The 18,664-nt window shown below is 66.0% G+C and carries 15 protein-coding genes; 8 read left to right on the top strand and 7 right to left on the bottom strand.

Going from position 1 to position 18,664, the window contains the following annotated elements; genetic code table 11:
* Positions 1 to 95 precede the first annotated feature (95 nt).
* Together GV068_RS00230 and GV068_RS00235 are read left to right on the top strand one after the other, a co-directional pair.
* Complete coding sequence (locus tag GV068_RS00230; protein WP_159695445.1) at positions 96 to 1,742, top strand: VRR-NUC domain-containing protein; 1,647 nt, start codon at positions 96 to 98, stop codon at positions 1,740 to 1,742.
* Positions 1,739 to 3,997, top strand: a complete 2,259-nt coding sequence (locus GV068_RS00235; RefSeq protein WP_201303217.1) for an ATP-dependent DNA helicase — start codon at positions 1,739 to 1,741, stop codon at positions 3,995 to 3,997. Before GV068_RS00230 ends, GV068_RS00235 begins: the two co-directional genes overlap by 4 nt.
* Here GV068_RS00235 and GV068_RS00240 read toward each other — a convergent pair.
* From GV068_RS00240 to GV068_RS00260, 7 genes are all read right to left on the bottom strand, one after another.
* On the bottom strand, positions 3,994 to 4,722 hold the full coding sequence (locus GV068_RS00240) for a LytTR family DNA-binding domain-containing protein (RefSeq protein ID WP_159695446.1): 729 nt from the start codon (positions 4,720 to 4,722) through the stop codon (positions 3,994 to 3,996). The two genes, GV068_RS00235 and GV068_RS00240, sit on opposite strands and share 4 nt — an antisense overlap.
* Positions 4,723 to 4,724: 2 nt before the next feature.
* Complete coding sequence (locus GV068_RS00245) at positions 4,725 to 5,798, bottom strand: sensor histidine kinase (RefSeq protein WP_229463536.1); 1,074 nt, start codon at positions 5,796 to 5,798, stop codon at positions 4,725 to 4,727.
* A gap of 13 nt (positions 5,799 to 5,811) precedes the next feature.
* On the bottom strand, positions 5,812 to 6,561 hold the full coding sequence (locus GV068_RS00250) for a LiaI-LiaF-like domain-containing protein (protein WP_159695447.1): 750 nt from the start codon (positions 6,559 to 6,561) through the stop codon (positions 5,812 to 5,814).
* Positions 6,561 to 6,944, bottom strand: a complete 384-nt coding sequence (locus tag GV068_RS00255; RefSeq protein ID WP_159695448.1) for a LiaI-LiaF-like domain-containing protein — start codon at positions 6,942 to 6,944, stop codon at positions 6,561 to 6,563. Before GV068_RS00255 ends, GV068_RS00250 begins: the two co-directional genes overlap by 1 nt.
* A 178-nt stretch (positions 6,945 to 7,122) precedes the next feature.
* Positions 7,123 to 7,296, bottom strand: a complete 174-nt coding sequence (locus tag GV068_RS24845) for a hypothetical protein (protein ID WP_201303218.1) — start codon at positions 7,294 to 7,296, stop codon at positions 7,123 to 7,125.
* A gap of 64 nt (positions 7,297 to 7,360) precedes the next feature.
* Positions 7,361 to 7,522: a hypothetical protein gene (locus GV068_RS24850; protein WP_201303219.1), complete on the bottom strand. Its 162-nt coding sequence runs from the start codon at positions 7,520 to 7,522 to the stop codon at positions 7,361 to 7,363.
* A 290-nt stretch (positions 7,523 to 7,812) separates the two neighbouring features.
* Positions 7,813 to 10,776 (bottom strand): TonB-dependent receptor, encoded by a 2,964-nt coding sequence (locus GV068_RS00260; protein WP_159695449.1) that lies wholly within the window; start codon positions 10,774 to 10,776, stop codon positions 7,813 to 7,815.
* Positions 10,777 to 11,036: 260 nt separating this feature from the next.
* Between GV068_RS00260 and GV068_RS00265 the strand changes: the two genes are divergently transcribed.
* From GV068_RS00265 to GV068_RS00290, 6 genes are all read left to right on the top strand, one after another.
* Positions 11,037 to 12,032 (top strand): N-acetylmuramoyl-L-alanine amidase-like domain-containing protein, encoded by a 996-nt coding sequence (locus GV068_RS00265; RefSeq protein ID WP_159695450.1) that lies wholly within the window; start codon positions 11,037 to 11,039, stop codon positions 12,030 to 12,032.
* 562 nt (positions 12,033 to 12,594) lie between these two features.
* Positions 12,595 to 14,430: a nucleoside-diphosphate sugar epimerase/dehydratase gene (locus GV068_RS00270; protein WP_229464493.1), complete on the top strand. Its 1,836-nt coding sequence runs from the start codon at positions 12,595 to 12,597 to the stop codon at positions 14,428 to 14,430.
* 37 nt (positions 14,431 to 14,467) lie between these two features.
* Positions 14,468 to 15,796, top strand: a complete 1,329-nt coding sequence (locus GV068_RS00275) for a nucleotide sugar dehydrogenase (RefSeq protein ID WP_159695452.1) — start codon at positions 14,468 to 14,470, stop codon at positions 15,794 to 15,796.
* Between the two features lie 45 nt (positions 15,797 to 15,841).
* On the top strand, positions 15,842 to 16,903 hold the full coding sequence (locus tag GV068_RS00280; RefSeq protein WP_159695453.1) for a Gfo/Idh/MocA family protein: 1,062 nt from the start codon (positions 15,842 to 15,844) through the stop codon (positions 16,901 to 16,903).
* Between the two features lie 2 nt (positions 16,904 to 16,905).
* Positions 16,906 to 17,520: an acyltransferase gene (locus GV068_RS00285; RefSeq protein WP_159695454.1), complete on the top strand. Its 615-nt coding sequence runs from the start codon at positions 16,906 to 16,908 to the stop codon at positions 17,518 to 17,520.
* A gap of 11 nt (positions 17,521 to 17,531) precedes the next feature.
* Positions 17,532 to 18,659 carry a DegT/DnrJ/EryC1/StrS aminotransferase family protein gene (locus GV068_RS00290; RefSeq protein ID WP_159695455.1) on the top strand — a complete coding sequence of 376 codons (1,128 nt, stop codon included), beginning with the start codon at positions 17,532 to 17,534 and terminating at the stop codon, positions 18,657 to 18,659.
* The last annotated feature ends 5 nt before the right edge of the window (positions 18,660 to 18,664 follow it).

The following is an 18,664-nucleotide window of genomic DNA, read 5'->3' on the forward strand; positions in this document are numbered from 1 at the left end:
AAGCGGCAGCTTCAGCGGGAGAAAATCGGGATACTGCTGGGTCGCAAGTGCCCTGAAGCGCTATACTGTACATAAGCACAGTAAGGCGTCACGGCATGATCAGGGTTCTGGAAAACGAGTTTTATTATCTGGATAATTTCCAGCGCGTCCTCGATTGGATCGGCGAACGCTATCGCGATCTGCTGGACGAGGACGAACTCGCCTTCCTGGCAGCCTTCCCCGCGCTGCCCCAGAATGCCCGCGCCCTGTTCGTGCGCATGGTCATGCGCAAGGGGCAGCTGTTCCGCGCCAGCAAACTGACGTACGCGGAGATCGGCTGCCCGGTCGAGGCGTCAAGCCACCTTCTGGCCACCGGCTGGGTCGAAGCCGATCCGCTGGTCTCGCTCGACGAACTGTTCGACCTGCTGTCCAAGCCCGAGATCGCCGCAGCTTTCCATCCGCACCTGCAGCAGAAGAACGCGCGCAAGGCCGAGCAGCTGGAAGCCTTGCGCGCCGAATTCGCCGACAGCCGCTGTTTTTCGCACTGGTACCGCGACTGCGGCGACCTCGCCCTGCGCATCCTCGTCAAACCCCTGTGCGACCGCCTGCGCCTGATCTTCTTCGGGAACCTGCACCAGGACTGGACCGAGTTCGTGCTGTCCGACCTGGGCATGTTCCGCTTCGAGCAGGTCGAGATCTCGCAGGCCTCGCGCGGTTTCCGGTCGCGCGCGGACGTCGAACATTACCTGCGCCTGCACGACTGCAAGGAACGCTTCTACGCCGGCGAAGCCCTCGACGCCGTCCTGCAAGACCTGCCCTCGCACGTCTTCGACAACGACTGGCTGGTGAGCCGGCGCGAGAAGCTGCTGTTCCAGATCGGCCAGGGCTTCGAGAAGCTCAAGGACTGGGACAATGCCTACGCCGTGTATGCGGGCTGCCGCTACCTCGGTGCGCGCGGTCGCGCCATCCGGGTGCTGGAAAAGCACGAGCGCTTCGACGAGGCCTATGCGCTGCTCGAGGTGGCCCAAAGCGCCCCGGAAAGCGAGGCCGAACGCCAGCACCTGACGCGCATCGGGCCGCGCCTGGCGCGCCGCCTCGGCCATGCCCGTTTGCCGGCGCGCCGCGCCGCCCCCGTCGACCGCCTCGACCTGCGCCTGCCCATGCCCAGCGGCGAGTGGTGGGTCGAAGGCGTGGTGCGCGCGCACCTGGCGAGCGAAGACGCGCCGGTGTTCTACGTCGAGAACGCGCTGGCCAATTCCCTGTTCGGCCTGCTGTGCTGGCGCGCCGTGTTCGCGGCCATTCCCGGCGCCTTCTTCCACCCCTTCCACCGTGGCCCGGCCGACCTGAACAGCCCGGACTTCGCCCAGCGCCGCGCCGCCGAGTTCGCGGCCTGCCTGGCCGAGCTGGAGGATGGCAGCTACCGCGACACCGTCCGCCGCAACTACCGGGACAAGGCCGGCATCGCCTCTCCCTTCGTCTACTGGGGCGCCCTGAGCGAGGAACTGATCGAGCTGGCGCTGGCCTGCATCCCGGCCAGCCACTTGCGCAAGTGGTGCGAGCGCATCCTGGTCGACGTCAAGGAAAACCACACGGGCTTCCCCGACCTGATCCAGTTCTGGCCGCTTGAAGCGCGCTACACCATGATCGAGGTGAAGGGCCCAGGCGACCGCCTGCAGGACAACCAGCTGCGCTGGATCGACTACTGCGCGGCGCACGGGATGCCGGTGTCGGTGTGCTACCTGCAGTGGGAGCAGGCCGCTTGACCTACACGGTTGCGGTGCGTGCCCTGTGCGAGTTCACCGCCAAGCAGGGCGACCTCGACATGCGCTTCACGCCCTCGCCCACTGCCCAGGAGGGCATCGCCGGGCACGCGGTCGTGCAGGGCCGGCGCGGCGCCAATTACCGCAGCGAGGTCGCGCTCGAAGGCAGCTGGGGCGACTTGCACGTGCGCGGGCGCGCCGACGGCTACGATCCCGACCAGAACCTGATCGAAGAGATCAAGACCCACCGCGGCAAGTTCAGCGCGATTCCCGACAACCACCGCCACCTGCACTGGGCGCAGGTGCGCGTCTACGGCCACCTGCTGTGCCGCCAGCTCGGGCTGGAGCAAGTCAAGCTGGCGCTGGTCTACTACGACATCGGCAGTGGCCAGGAGACGGTGCTGCGCGAGACCCAGGATGCGGCGGCGCTGGCGGCACTGTTCGAGGGGCTGTGCGAACGCTTCTCGGCCTGGGCGGCTTCGGAAGCGGCGCACCGCGCAGCGCGCGACGCGGCCCTGGCCGGCCTGCGCTTCCCCCACGCCGACTTCCGGCCCGGCCAGCGCGAGCTGGCGGAGAATATCTACCGCGCGAACACGAGCGGCCGCTGCCTGCTGGCGCAGGCGCCGACCGGCATCGGCAAGACGGTGGGCAGCCTGTTCCCGGTGCTCAAAGCGATGCCGCAGGAGAAGCTCGACAAGGTGTTCTTCCTGGCCGCGAAGACACCGGGCCGGCGGCTCGCGCTGGACGCGGCCGAGAGCCTCGGTGCGGGCAAGACCATTCCGCTGCGCGTGCTCGAACTGACCGCGCGCGACAAGGCCTGCGAACATCCCGACAAAGCCTGCCAGGGCGACGCCTGTCCGCTCGCGAAAGGCTTCTATGACCGCCTGCCGGCCGCGCGCGCGGCCGCCGCACAGGTATCGCTCCTTGACCGCGAAGCCTTGCGCGAAGTGGGTCTCGCGCACGACGTCTGCCCCTACTACCTCGGCAGCGAAATGGCGCGCTGGGCCGACATGGTGGTGGGTGACTACAACTACTATTTCGACGGCGGCGCGATGCTGTATGCGCTAGCGCTGGCCAACGGCTGGCGCGCCAGCGTGCTGGTGGATGAGGCCCACAACATGGTCTCGCGCGCGCGCTCGATGTACAGCATCGAGCTGGACCGCAACAACCTGCGCGCCGCGCGCGCCAATGCGCCGGAGATCGTGAAGAAGGCCTTGGAACGGGTCGGCCGCGCCTGGACCGGCGTCGACAAGGAGGCGCCCGCGCCCTACCAGGTGCTGCCGGAGCTGCCGGCCAAGCTGCTGGACGCGCTGCAGAACGCCACCAGCACCGTCAACGACTTCCTGGCCGAATACCCCGGACCGCTCGACCCGGAGCTGCAGCGTTTCCACTTCGATGCGCTCGGCTTCATTCGCCTGGCCGAATCCTTCGGCGAACACTCGCTGTGCGACCTCACGCGCGCCGGGGTGCGCGACTCCACCATCAGCATCCGCAACGTGGTGCCCGCGCCTTACCTAGGACCGCGCTTTGCGCTGGCGCATTCGGTGACGCTGTTCTCGGCCACGCTCAGTCCCTGGCACTACTTCTGCGACCTGCTCGGCATGCCGGCGGACACGGCCTGGGCCGATGTCGCTTCGCCCTTCAGCGCCAGCCAGCTCGAGGTCCATATTGCCGACGGCATCTCGACCCGCTACCAGCATCGCGCGGCCTCGCTGGCGCCGATCGCCGACCTTGTAGCGACCCAGTACCGCGAGCGCCCCGGCAACTACCTGGCCTTCTTCAGCAGCTTCGATTACCTGGAGCAGGTCCTGTCCCAGCTGGAGGCGCGCCGCCCTGAGGTGCCGGCCTGGCGCCAGGAGCGCCGCATGAGCGAGGCAGAGCGCGTCGCCTTCCTCCAGCGCTTCACGCATGACGGGCGCGGCGTCGGCTTCGCAGTGCTGGGCGGCTCCTTCGGCGAAGGCATCGACCTGCCGGGCGAGCGCCTGATCGGCGCCTTCGTGGCCACGCTCGGCCTGCCGCAGGTGAATCCGGTGAACGAGCAGCTGCGCGAACGGATGCAGGCGATGTTCGGCTCCGGCTACGACTACACCTATCTTTATCCCGGCATGCAAAAGGTGGTGCAGGCGGCCGGCCGCGTGATTCGCACCGAAACCGATCGCGGCGTCGTGTGGCTGATCGACGACCGTTTCGGCCGGCCGGACGTGCGCACCCTGCTCCCGGCCTGGTGGAAGGTGGACATGCGCGACAAACGCGCCTAGCGCATCATGTCGCGCACCTTCTGGTAGCCGCTGCGGCTGATCGGCAGCTTGCTGCCGTCCTTCAGCACGGCGCAGTAGTTGTCCTTGCTGGCGGGCTCGATGCGCGCGATCGCGCCCACGTTCACGATGTACGAACGGTGGATGCGAATGAACACTTGCGGGTCGAGCTGCGCTTCCAGCTCGGACAGGCGCTGGTTCTTGAGGTAGGCCTTACCAGCCGCCGTCACCTGCACGTAATCGTCTTGCGCCTCGATGTGGTCGATGCTGCAGCTTGGCACCACGTGCACGCGCGCGCCGTCCTTGATCAAAACGCGCTCCAGATAGCCGCGGCGCTGGGCGGCGTCCGCCACCACGGCTTCCACCTGCGCCTGCTGCGGACGGCGGCTGCGCGCATGCTCGAGGGCCTGCGCCAGCCGTTCGCGGCTGAAGGGCTTGAGCAGGTAGTCGATCGCATGGACCTCGAAGGCCTTGAGCGCGTACTGGTCGTAGGCGGTGGCAAACACATAGTGCGGCTTGCCTCCGGCCAGTTCGACCACCTCGAAGCCGTCCAGCTTGGGCATCTGGATGTCGAGGAAGACCAGTTCCGGATCGAGCTCGCCGATCGCCTTCACGGCCTCGAAACCGTTGGCGCATTCGCCGACGATGTCGACGTCGGCATGGGCAGCCAGGTACTCGCGCAGCAGCGCGCGCGCCAGGTGTTCGTCGTCGACAATCAATACGCGCATGGCTAATCTCTTTCGGTCTGTGCGGGCAGCACCAGGTCCACCCTGAATGTATTGTCTTCGCGTGCCCAGTGCACGCTGGCTTCCCTGCCATAGGCCGCGGCCAGGCGTTGCCGGACATTGACCAGCCCGATCCCCGTGCCGGCTTTGACGGTGCCGGAGTCGTCGGGGTCCACATCGTTCTCGACGCGGATCCGCAGCAGCGAGCCGGCCCGCTCGGCCTTCAAGCGAATGCTACCGCCTTCCAGCAGCTGGCCGATCCCGTGCTTCACCGCGTTTTCGACCAGCGGTTGCAGGATCATCGGCGGCAGCAGGCATTCGTCTGCTCCCTCGCCGACGCCGAAGGTGAACGCCAGGCGCGGTCCGAAGCGTACCTGCTCGATCGCCAGGAAACGCTCCACCAGCGCCACTTCCTCGCGCAAGGCCACCTTGCGGTGCGCTTCCAGTCCCAGCGTCTGGCGGAAGAAGCCCGCCAGCTGCAGGGTCATGTCGCGCGCCCGTCCGCCGTCGATCGCCGTGAGCGCACTGATCGAGTTCAGGCTGTTGAACAGGAAGTGCGGATCGATCTGGGTGCGCAGCATGCGCAGCTCCGCATCCTGGGCCAGCAGGCGCGATTCCAGCGCCTGGGTTTCGGCGCGGCGCGCGCGCTCGAATTCCAGCGCCAGGTAGTGCGCCACCGCCGTCATCCAGTACAGCAGCATCCCGATCCCCAGCATCACCGCCACGAAGGGCCGGATCAGATTCGGCGCGCCGCCATCCGGCAGCAGCAGCCGGCACAGCGCGGCCCAGGCGCTGCCGGCGGCGCACCACAGCAGCGCCGCGCTCAGGGCGCTGAACAGGAACACCGTCAGCACCGCGCGCAGCGAACGCTGCGCGAGCGGATAGGCGCGGCACAGGTAGTAGGCGGAGAAGCCGCAGGCGCAGGCATAGAACAGTGTCAGCGGCAGCGCGAACAGCAGGCTGGGGAGCAGCCCGGCGTCGAGGGTGGCGGCGATCAGTCCCGCCAGCAGCATCCCCAGCATCAGCCAGGCCAGCAGGTAGAGCGCGACGCTGCGCCGCGCCCAGAAGCCGCCGCTCACGCTGCGCCCGCCATCAGTTGCGCACCTCGACGCCACCCATGATCGCGTAGCCGCGCACGATCAGGCGCTTGCTGTTGTCCGGCGGGGCGATGGTCTTTTCCTCGAAGCCGCCCATGATCGGCGTGCCGTTCAGGACCACCGTCCAGTCGGGCGGCACCTTCAGGGTGACGCCGCCCCAGAAGGCGAACACCGTGATCACGGCCTCGCTCTGGATCGAGGAATTACGCAGGTCGAGGGCGCAGCCGCCCATCACCGCGGTGATTTCACCGCCGCGAAAATCCGGGGTGGACACGCGCCGTTCGAAGCCACCCAGGATCGCGGTGACGTCCAGCACGCCGGTGCCGTCCACGTCCTTCTCGTCCTTGAGGCCGGGGAACTGGAGCAGGCGCTGACCGGTCCTGGCCTTGTACAGCGTGTAGATGCCGAAGCCGATGAACAATAGCGGCCACATGGTGCGCAAATTGAAGTCGATGATGTCCAGTCGATCCAGGATCAGCAGGCCGCCTATGGCGATGAAGAGGCCGCCGACGACCTGGCCGGCGCGGGTCTGCGTGTCGCACAGCTTGACCGTGCCGACGATGATGAAGACCATCGGCCAGAACGAGACGGCGCGGTGCAGGTCGAGGATGTGCAGGTTATCGAGCAGGAACAGCACCCCCGCCACGATCACCAGCAGGCCGAGCACGACCTGGCTGCTGACCGGCTTGGCCCGCAGCGGCGGCTTCGACAGGTAGTCGTCCTTGGTCTGGAATTCCTTGCTCATTATTTCGTCTCCGGATGCTTGAGTGCGGCGCTTGAGGCGAAGCGGCGTTCGATGAAGGGCTGGCACACCAGCTTGATGCCCCAGGCCAGGATGAACAGCGGCCAGCTGTTGCGGAAAGTCAGGCCATACACGTGTTCGAAGCAGGCAAACAGCCACAGGCCGATGAAGATCGTCCAGATGCCGTTGCCGAATTCGCGCGGGCTGGGACGGCCGACGATCTGGATGAGACCCGCCACGGCCAGGGCCAGCGGCCAGTAGTGCCAGTAGGCGCGGGCGTCCAGTATATCCATGCGATCGAGCAGGACGAAGGTGCCGAAGGCGATCATCATGAGGCCCCAGACCGCCTGGTTGCGCCCACTGCATGCGTGTTCGTTGGTATACATTGCGTGACTCCTCGTGTGTGTGAGTTTGTATGGACACACGATACCGCAAGGGCAATGGGCGGGAACAGCGCCTTTCGGCGAATGGCGGAACGGGGGCGGTGAATGGAGAAGAATTCGGCGAACGGCCGAAAAAAAACCCGCCATGGAGGCGGGCCAGCTGGGCAGCGTTAGAGCGGAATCAGGCCGATGCGGACAGGTCCATCTGCGGACGGCCCTTGACCTGGTTGCGGTACTTGGCGCGGGCTTCGGCGATCTTCACGGCTTCGCGCGCGATGTTGGTGCGGCGGATTTCGAGGCGCTCTTTCTTGCCGCGGTGTTGTGCCTCGTGTTTGTTGCCGATAGGTTTGGTCATGAAGGTCTCCTGGTTGGCACCGTATGCACGGTGGTGGCCGCGCCGTCCTGGCGCGGGTGGATGCTTAGGAGCGGGTGGTGCCCATCTTGAGATCGGACGGCATCAGCATGCCCCAGCCGAGCTGGCGGCGGATTTCCTCGGGCGTCGGCGGCGGCGCGCTGTCGCGCACGCGGCGCTCGAGGTATTCGCGTACCAGGTGCTTGGGGGGTTGCTTGATCTCGGACATGGCGGCCTCCGCTACCGTTGGGGGCTGCCGCCTTGTGGCGCCAGCCCAGATTGGTGCCGGTCCTCGAGGCGACCGGCTAACCTGTTGAGCTGTCGGCACCGTGCGTTTGCCGCACAAGTCCCTCACTCAGACGACTCCATGGTAAGGCTGGGCTCCGCGAACGACCGTTAGGTGCCGCACATTTTTCGATAGGCCGTCTCCTACAAGGCGGCGGGAGGCAGTGGAAGGCGATCGCGACAGGCATAAAAAAAGGGGAGCCGGAGCTCCCCTTAGACGGATCTATACGGGAATCAGAAGCGGTACTTCAGGTTCAGGTAGAAGATGCGGCCGGTGACGTCCAGCTTCTGCTGCTCTTCTTCGCTGTAGCGATAGTAGGCGCGCTTCACGTTGGTCAGGTTGGTCGCATCGAAGGACAGCACCAGGTTCGGCATGAGGTTGTAGCTCATGTTGAAGGCCAGCGTGGTCACCGGTGCGGCCATGGTCGGCGCGACCGGCATCAGGATGCCGTTGATGGTCGACAGGCCCTGGCTGTTGGCGTTCGGCGCCGGTGCGGTCGAGGTGTTGATGTACTCGCTGCGATAGTTCGCCACCACGCGCGCCGACAGCTTGTCGTTCTCGAAGTACACGCCCAGGTTGGCCGCGTACTCCGACGCGCCGACCATCGGACGTCCGTCCGCGACCTTGGTCTTCGACTTGCTGAAGTTCGAGGTGAAGCCGAACGGGCTGTTGCCGAATGGCTGTTCGTAGATCAGCTCGATGCCGCGGATGCGGGCATCCTGCGTCGAGGCCGAGTTCACCGCGAAGTTCTTGATGGTGTTGTCGCGCGGGTCGAGCAGCTGCACCACGTCCTGGCCGGCGATACCGGTCTTGGCATAGCCTTCGATGTTCGACGCGAACAGGTTCACGCCCACCATCGAGCGGCGTGCGAAGTACCAGGCGTAGGACAGGTCCAGGTTCTTCGACACCAGCGCATCCAGGTTCGGATTCGGGCCGGTGACCTGGCAGAAGCCGTCGGTGCAGGTCGGCGAGCCATAGCCAGCGCCCAGCAGGTTGTAGTTCTGACGCGAGAGAGTCTTGCTGGCGCCGAAGCGCAGGATCTGGTCCTTGTCCAGCTCGTAGCGGATGTTCAGGCTCGGCAGCAGATTGCCGTAGGTGCTTTCCTTCGCTTCCTTGTAGTACATCACGCCGGCCAGCGGGTTGAACGGCACGCCGTCGTAGTACTGCACGCCATCGCTGGTGGTGGTGATCGCACCCGGCACCGCGGCGCAGGTGGTGGCAGGCTTGCCCGGTTCGGTACGCGGGCACAGGCCCACCGGGATCGGCGACGGCACTGCGGCGTTGACCTTGGTGCGCACGTAGCGCAGGCCGAGGTTACCGGACCAGCGTTCGCCTTCCAGGTTACCCATGATGTAGGCGGCGCTCTGGCGCTCGCGCATATCGAGCTCGGTCGACACGCGGCGCTCCCAGTCGGCGTTCGTCGGCTTGTAGTTGGCCGCGAAGTATGCCTTCATCGCTTCCGGAGTCAGGGTCCAGCTGGTGTTGTCCCAGCCGGCCGGGCCGTCCAGGTCCGCGCCGAAGTCCGACGGATAAGGAATGAAGCTCGACGCCGAGGTCGGCGCATTGTCGTTCAGGTTACCGGTGCGCAGTTGCGGGAAGCGGCGCGCGCTGTCGCGGCGGTGATCGGCATGGCGCGCGCCGAATTCGAGCGACTTGACCAGGGCGTTATCGAGGCGGTACTCGGCATCGATGTTGATGCTGTTTTCCTTGTCGGTGGTCTTCACGCCCGACGCGGCGCGGCCGGTCAGCACGAAGCCGCTGCCGTCGGCGTTGCGGCCCGGGACATTCGGTCCGGTGCCCAGGTACTGGACGAAGGGCGCATCATGCAGGCCGCCCAGGGCGTAGCGCACCCCGGTGCCGTAGCGGGTATAGGTCAGGCCCTGGTCGAGCGCGGTCTGGCCGACGCCCTTGGTGCTCGACAGCAGGCCCTTGACGGTCAGGTCCTGGCTCACGCGGTACTTCACGTCGAGGTCGAGGAAGGCGGAGGTCGCCTTGGCGCCGTCACGGTAGGCGCCCTCGGTTTCACCGATGTACTGCGGGGTGGTGCCGGTCGGGTAGACGATGTCGGCCGACTTCAGCACCTTCAGCTCGTGGCCGTACAGGGTGCGCTCGGTCACGATGACCGGGTTTTTGATCTGGGCATAGACGCGCTGGCCGTTCGAATCGGTCGGCGTGGCGGCGCCCTGCGCGCCGCCCTGGCCGCGCAGCATGCTGAACATGGCGCCGGCGTTCAGGCGGCCGAAGTTATTCGCCTTCATCTCCGAGTGGAAGCCGGTCAGGGTCATGTCGAGGTCGGCGTTCGGCTTGAACTGGGCCGAGAACATGCCGCCCTTGCGGTCACGCACGCCTTCGACGAATTCCGTACTCATCGAACCCGGGATGCGAACGCCGTTCAGGTCCGAGGCCTTGTAGCCGGTGCCGGCCAGCGACGCGTCGGTAATGCCCAGCATCGTGGAGGTGTTGATCACGTCCCAGCCGCTGCCGCCTGCGTAGGCGAAGCGCGAGGCCGAGTCGCGACGCACGTGGCGCTTTTCAGCGAAGCCCTGCAGGATGAAGCCGAAGGTGTTCGACTCGTTCTTCCAGTTCATCGAGGCATTGGTGTCGTGGGCGGCCTTGCCAGGCAGTTCCGAGTACACGCCGCCGATGTTGACGACGCCGGTCAGGCGCTCCTTCTGGGCCAGCGGCTTGCGGGTGCTGACATTGATCGTGCCGGCCATGCCGCCGTCGACGATGTTGGCCTGCGAGGTCTTGTAGATCACGGCCTGGTTCAGGACCGAGGACGGCATCAGCGACAGGCTGGTCGAACGGCTGCTCGAGAGCTGGTCGGCAACGTACCAGTCGCCGCCGGAGACGGTGTGGCCGTTGAACAGGATCAGGGTATGGTCCGGGTTGGTGCCGCGCATGGCGACCTTCTCGGCTTCGTCGTAGTCGGTACGCACCGCCACGCCGGCGAGGCGCTGCAGCGAGTCGGCCAGGTTCTTGTCCGGCATCTTGCCCACGTCTTCGGCGGTGATCACCTCGACGTTGGCGGAGGAATCGCGCTTGACGGCCAGCGACTTGGCCATCGAGGCGCGGATACCGGTGACTTCGACGGTCTGGATCTGTCCCGACGGTGCATCCTGCGCCATCGCAGGCATGGCCGCAAGGCTCCATACCGCCATCGAAACGGCCGCTGCGAGCGGCTTCTGCTTGAACATATTGTCTCTCCTGGTGTTTATAGCTTTAATGTGCAGCTTGGGTAGGCAATGGCAGGCGCCATCGCTGCCATTTTTGGAGTATTGATTAAATGCACCTTGCTGAATAATCACTTGTTTTCGCGGCTATATAACTTTGAGGAATGTACATATTCGACCGTTGCAAAAGTTATACCGAATAAACAAATTTTCATTACCGCCTTGCGCACGCACGGGAGTAGCGTGAACCCAGTTTCCACTGCCAGATGAGCCAGAATACGACCATGCCTACCGCCGTGCCTACCGCCGTGCCTACCGCCGTGCCCAACCCACTTCGCCTCGCCTGCCTGCTGCTCGCCGGCGCCGTCCTCGCCGGCTGCGCCAGCGCCCCGCCCCAGGCGCCCGCCACCCCGGCGCCGGAAATTCCGCTGGCCCAGCTGCTGCAAAAGCCCATCTACCAGATGACGCCGCAGGAGGCGGGCCGCTACATCGCCCACGTGCAGATGGCCGAGCCGAACCTGCGCAAGCGCATCGCCGCGATCGGCCGCAAGAACCTGGGCCAGCCCTATTCCCTCCACCTGCTGGGCGAATTTCCGTATGAAATCCACGACAGCCTGCCGCTGTTCAGCCTGAAGGAAAGCGACTGCGTGGTGTTCGCCGAACACACCTATGCGATGGCGCTGTCGCAGTCGTGGGAGGAATTCTTCTGGATGCTGCAGCGGATCCGCTACCGCGACGGCGTGATCGGCGTCGCCACCCGCAACCACTACACCGAGATGGACTGGAACGTGGCCAACCGCTGGCTGGTCACCGACGTCAGCGCCGAGCTGGCGGGACCGAACGGCCCGTCATATGCGATGACGGTGGACCGGGCGCGCTTCCTGCGCACCCGCCACAACACCGTGGCCGACATTCCCGTGGAGAGCAGCCGCCAGGCCTATGTCGCCAAGGAGGGAGTGGCGGCCATCGCCAGCCAGCTGCAGGAAGGCGACTTCGTGAACGTGATCTCTACCCGCAACGGCGAATACTGGGCCTCGCACGTCGGCCTGGTGGTGCTGGGTCCGAACGGCGAACGTCAACTGCTGCACTCGCAGGCGCCGCAGGTGCGCGAAGAGAGCTTCGACTCCTTCATCGCGCGCGCCGCGGAGCGCGAAGCGCGCAATGCGCGCGAGGGCAAGCCGGGCCAGGTGCTGGCCGGCTTCAAGTTCCTGCGCCTGAACGAGCAGATCACGGTGCCCCCGATGGCGCCGCAGCCACGTCCGGGCCGCCCGCAGGCCTGAGTCGTTCATCGGCCGCGCCGGCGGCCTGTTTCACATCCACACGCGCCGCCTTGCCGGCGCGTTGTTTTTTCACCGCTTCCCATGTGCATGTGCGTCCAGTGCATGCGCATGCCTGTCTATTCCCTCCCCTCCCTCTAGCGCTCAGCAGTTCTGCTCATCAATAAAGTAATCAATGGAAATGAATTAAGCGATTTATTTCCTGTTTACATTTCTTATCATTATTTTTAGCCGGTTTCAAATTAATTCACTTGCTGCCGTTGAGTGAAGTCAAACTCCGTAAGTAGTGGTCGCCAGATAATAAATTTACAAAACTTTCTTACCTATTTTTCGTATAAAGACCCGGCCCACTCCTGGCTTTTCTCCTTTATGCATCACCGCGCCCGAATTCATTATTAAAGCAGTCTCAATCAATCCTAACCAGCAGCGGATTGCCATGCCCAATTTCAGATCCGATCTATTCAGCCAGCTTTGCGCAAGGATGGTGTCGATGAGCCGCACCAGCAAGATCGCCCTGATGGTAGGGGCCGATCTGCTGGCATTGCCGGTCTGTTTCCTGATCGCGATGATATTGCGTGGAGGTGATTTACAGCTTGCGAGTAATTTCGGCCCCGCTTCCTATGCCCTGGTGGCGGTGGTGACAATTGCCGCTTTTTCGGTCTCCGATTTATATCGCGCGGTAATCCGTTTTATCGACCAGCGTTTATTGAGTTTTACCGGCGCAGCGCTCGCATTCGCCATATTGTGCGTGTATGTCGTATTAATCATCATGAACGAGCCGCGTTTTCCGCGCAGTGCGCTCGCCATTTACTGGTTCGTGGTGTTTTCCTATGTCGTGATTTCCCGGATCGGCCTGCGCAACCTGCTGCGCGCCCACGGCGGACGGCGTCCGGCCAATTCCGACGCGGTGGCTGTCTACGGCGCCGGCGAGGCCGGCGCGCGCCTGGTCCAGGCGATGCGCCACAGCGACGATTACCGCCCGGTCTGCTTCTTCGACGATAAGCGCGCTCTCAACGAGCGCACCATTGCCGGGCTGCGCGTGTTCAATACCACCCGCCTGGCCGAACTGGTCGCGGCCCAGGGCATCCGCACCATCGTGATCGCCCTGCCCTCGGTGTCGCCGGAGCGCCTGCGCGACATCATGCAGCGCCTGGGCCAGGCCGGGGTGCCGGTCAAAATCCTGAGCCGCCTGGTCGACCTGGCCGACGACCGCCCGCCGGCACGCGGCTCGATCCGCGAACTCAAGTTCGAAGACCTGCTGGGCCGCCCGCCGGTGCCGCCGCGCCTCGACCTGTTCGCCCGCTGCGTACGCGGCAAGAGCGTGCTCGTCACCGGCGCCGGCGGCTCCATCGGCAGCGAGCTGTGCCGCCAGATCGTCACCCTCACCCCGCACGAGCTGCACCTGCTCGACCACTCCGAATACGCCCTGTACACGGTGCGCCAGGAGCTGACCGCGCGCTTCCCCGGCCTGACCATCCACGCCCACCTGGGCTCGGTCTGCAACAGCGAGCTGGTCGAGCGCATCCTGCGCGACGGCAAGGTCGACACCATCTACCACGCCGCCGCCTACAAGCACGTGCCCCTGGTCGAGGCCAACATCGTCGAGGGCCTGCGCAACAACGTGATCGGCGCCCAGGTGGTGGCCAGCGCGGCCGCCCAGCACAAGGTCGAGACCTGCGTCCTGATCTCGAGCGACAAGGCGGTGCGGCCGACCAACATCATGGGCGCCAGCAAGCGCATCGCCGAGCTGATCTTCCAGGCGGCGGCAGTGCGCCATGGCGCCCACACCACCTTCTGCATGGTCCGCTTCGGCAACGTGCTGGGCTCGTCCGGCTCCGTCATTCCCCTGTTCCAGCGCCAGATCGCGCGCGGCGGCCCGATGACCATCACCCACCCGGAGGTGTCGCGCTACTTCATGCTGATCGCCGAGGCGGCCCAGCTGGTGATCCAGGCCGGCGCCATGGCCAAGGGCGGCGACGTGTTCGTGCTCGACATGGGCGAACCGGTCAAGATCGTCGACCTGGCGCGCACCATGATCGCCATGTCCGGCCTCACCGAGCGCACGCCGCAGAACCCGCGCGGCGACATCGAGATCCAGTTCGTCGGCCTGTTCCCGGGCGAGAAGCTGCACGAAGAGCTGCTTACCGAGGGCACCGTCTTCCCCAGCGAGCACCCGCGCATCATGCGCATGAAGGAAAGCGCGCTGCGTCCCAGCGTGCTGGAAACCTGCATCACCTGCCTGATGATGGCTTGCGAAACGCACGAGCGCGGCACCATCGAATCGATGGTCAAGGCCATCGTCGCCGAGTACGTGCCGACCACCCCGGAGCTCGTCCCGCCGCTGGTTGCGGAGTCGCAGTCCCCCAGCCTGATCAAGAAATTCGTGCCGTTCCGGATCTAGATCTCCCATTCACCGCCACTGACCGACGAGGAAACACATGCGCGACGAGAACACCTCCCCTCACCTGGAGCAGCTGCTGGCCAAGCTGCAGGACCGCACCGCCGTCATCGGCATCGTCGGCCTCGGCTATGTCGGCCTGCCGCTGACCCTGTGCTACGCGGCGCAAGGCTTCAAGGTGCTGGGCATCGACATCGATACCGACAAGGTCGAGCGCCTGAACCGCGGGGAGAGCTACATCAAGCACATCGATGCCCGCGCCATCGCCTCGGCGCGCGAGCTGGGCTTCGAGGCCACCGCCGACTTCACCCGCGCCGGCGAGGCCGACGCCCTGATCATCTGCGTGCCGACCCCGCTGAACGCCTTCCGCGAACCCGACCTGTCCTACGTGCTGGGCACCGTCACCGCCCTGCTGCCCTATGTGCGCGAAGGCCAGGTGGTGTCGCTGGAAAGCACCACCTACCCCGGCACCACAGAGGAAGAACTGCGGCCGCGCCTGGAGTCGCGCGGCTTTTCCGTCGGGCGCGACCTGTTCCTGGTGTTCTCGCCGGAACGCGAAGACCCGGGCAACCCCGATTTCCAGACCCGCACCATCCCCAAGGTCTGCGGCGGCACTACCCCCGGCTGCCTGGAAGCCGGGCTGGCCCTGTACCGCGCCGCGGTCGACCGCGTGGTGCCGGTCAGCTCGACCCGCGCCGCCGAACTCACCAAGTTGCTCGAGAACATCCACCGCGCCGTCAACATCGGCCTCGTCAACGAGATGAAGATCATCGCCGACCGCATGGGCATCGACATCCACGAGGTGATCCGCGCCGCCGCCACCAAGCCCTTCGGCTTCACGCCCTACTACCCGGGCCCCGGCCTGGGCGGCCACTGCATCCCGATCGACCCCTTCTACCTCACCTGGAAGGCGCGCGAATACGGCGTGCATACCCGCTTCATCGAACTGGCCGGCGAGATCAACAGCGACATGCCGCACTGGGTCATCTCCAAGGTGGCCGACGCCCTCAACGAGCGCGGCCGCTCGATCATGGGCAGCCGGGTGCTGGTGCTGGGCATCGCCTACAAGAAAGATGTCGAGGACATGCGCGAATCGCCCTCGGTGGCCCTGATGGAGATCCTGCGCCGCAAGGGCGCCACCGTCGCCTATTCCGACCCCCACGTGCCGGTCTTCCCGCGCATGCGCGAACACCGCTTCGAGCTCTCCAGCGTGCCCCTGACGCCGAACGCGATCGCATCCTACGACGTGGTGCTGCTGGCCACCGCCCACAGCGCCTTCGACTACGAGCTGGTGCGCCAGTACGCCAACCTGATCGTCGACACCCGCGGCGTCTATACCGAACGCCTGCCGAACGTCGTCAAGGCCTGATTCTCAACCAACCGCATGACCGACCGACATCCGCCGGAGAACACGATGCGTTCCTACCCCCCTGCCATTCTCGACCGCAAGATCCGCTTCGCCCTGGTCGGCTGCGGCCGTATTGCGAAGAACCACATGAATGCCATGCGCGAGCACCACGACCGCTGCGAACTGGTCGGCGTCTGCGACGTCGAACCGCGCGCCCTCGAGGCCGCTGCAGCCGCCACCGGGGCCCGCAGCTGGCGCAGCCTGGACCGCATGCTGGCCGAGTGCGAAGCCGACGCTTTTGTCCTGTGCACCCCGTCCGGGCTGCACCCGCAGCAGGCGATCCAGGTCGCGCGCGCCGGACGCCACGTGGTGACAGAGAAACCCATGGCCACGCGCTGGGAGGACGGCAAGGCCATGGTCGCCGCAGCCGACGCGGCCGGGGTGCGCATGTTCGTGGTCAAGCAGAACCGCCGCAACGCCACCCTGCAGCTGCTCAAGAGCGCAGTCGAGAAGAAGCGCTTCGGGCGCATCTACATGGTCAACCTGAACGTGTTCTGGACCAGGCCAAGCGAGTACTACAACAGCGCCAAATGGCGCGGCACCTGGGAGTTCGACGGCGGCGCCTTCATGAATCAGGCCAGCCACTACGTCGACCTGATCGACTGGATCGTCGGCCCGGTGGAAAGCCTGCAGGCCTATACCGCCACCCTGGCGCGCGACATCGAGGTCGAGGACACCGGCGTGATCAGCCTGCGCTGGCGCAATGGCGCGCTCGGCTCGATGAACGTGACCATGCTGACCTATCCGCGCAACATGGAAGGCTCGATCACCATTCTCGGCGAGCACGGCACGGCGCGCATCGGCGGCGTCGCCGTCAACGAAGTCCAGCAATGGGAATTCGCCCAGCCCGACCCGGACGACGAACGGGTGCGCGAAGCCAGCTACCAGACCACCTCGGTCTACGGCTTCGGCCATCCGCTCTACTACGACAACGTCATCAAAGTCTTGCGCGGCGAAGCCGAGCCGGAAACCGACGGGCGCGAAGGCCTGAAGTCGCTCGAGGTGCTGGTCGCCGCCTACCGCTCGGCGCGCGACGGCAAGCGCATCGCCCTGCCGCTGGAGTATTGAACATGGCCATCGTAATCCACTCCAGCGCCATCGTCGACCACGGCGCCGCCCTCGGCGACGGCACCCGGGTCTGGCACTTCGCCCACGTCTGCGCCGGCGCGCGCATCGGCAGCGACTGCTCGCTCGGCCAGAACGTGTATGTCGGCAACGACGTGGTGCTCGGCAACCAGGTCAAGGTCCAGAACAATGTCTCGATCTACGACGCCGTCACGCTCGAGGACGAAGTCTTCTGCGGTCCGAGCATGGTGTTCACCAACGTCTACAACCCGCGCGCGGCGGTCACCCGCAAGCACGAATACCGGCGCACCCTGGTGCGGCGCGGCGCCACCATCGGCGCCAACGCCACCATCGTCTGCGGCGTCACGGTGGGCGAATACGCCTTCGTGGCCGCCGGCGCCGTCGCCAACCGCGACGTGCCCGCCTTTGCCCTGGTGGCCGGGGTGCCGGCGCGCCAGATCGGTTGGATCAGCCGCTTCGGCGAACGCCTCGACCTGCCTCTCCCAAGCGCCGACAGCAAGGGTGAGGCGAGCGCAGAAGCGCGCTGCCCGCATACGGGCGATCTCTACGTGCTGCACGAGGGCGCCTGCCGCCTCGAACGCACCGCCCTTCAACCGTAACGAGGAACTCCATGGATTTCATCGACCTCAAGTCGCAATACCTCGCGTCCCGCGATCTGATCAACGCGCGCATCCAGGCGGTCCTCGACCACGGCCAGTACATCATGGGCCCGGAAGTGGCCGAGCTGGAAGGCCGGCTGGCCGCCTACACCGGCGCGCGCCACTGCATCACAGTGTCCTCCGGCACCGAAGCCCTGGTGATCGCCCTGATGGCGCTGGGCGTGGCGCCCGGCGACGAAGTCATCACGACGCCCTTTTCCTTCATCGCCACCGCCGAGGCCATCGTGCTGCTGGGCGCGACCCCGGTGTTCGTCGACGTCGAGCCGGATACCTGCAACCTCGACCACCGCCTGGTCCAAGAGCGCATCACGCCGCGCACCCGCGCCATCATCCCGGTGTCGCTGTACGGGCAGCCGGCCGACATGGACGAGATCAACGCCCTTGCCGAACGCCATGGCCTGGCCGTGATCGAGGACGCCGCCCAGAGCTTCGGCGCCGGCTACCGCGGCCGCAAGAGCGGCAACCTGTCGACCATCGGCTGCACTAGCTTCTTCCCCAGCAAGCCGCTCGGCTGCTACGGCGACGGCGGCGCCCTGTTCACCAGCGACGACGCCCTCGCCACCGCGATGCGCGAGATCCGCGTGCACGGCCAGTCGCGCCGCTACGTGCACACCCGCATCGGTGTCGGCGGACGCATGGACACCCTGCAATGCGCCGTCGTGCTGGCCAAGCTGGAGCGCTTCGAGTGGGAAATCGAGCAGCGCCAGCGCGCCGCCGCCTGCTACGACGACCTGCTCGCCGGTTCGCTCGCGGGCCTGCTCGAACCGGTCACCCTGCGCCCGGACCGCAGCAGCGTCTACGCCCAGTACACGGTCCGGGTTCCCCAGCGCGAGCGCCTGCAGGAAATCCTGCACGCGGCCGGTATCCCGACCGCGGTCCACTATCCGGTCCCGATCGACCGCCAGCCGGCCTACGCCCATTGGGCCGGCCCTGGCGGCTGCCCGGTGGCCGCCGGCCTGGCCCAGGAAGTGCTGAGCCTGCCGATGGGCCCCTACCTCGACCGCGCCAGCGCCCACCGCGTGGTCCAGGCACTGGGACAGGCGCTGGCACAGCTGCAGCCCGGCGACAAGGCGGCCTGAGCGGA

The organism is Massilia sp. 9I (assembly GCF_902506415.1).
Classification (GTDB): Bacteria; Pseudomonadota; Gammaproteobacteria; order Burkholderiales; family Burkholderiaceae_D; genus Telluria.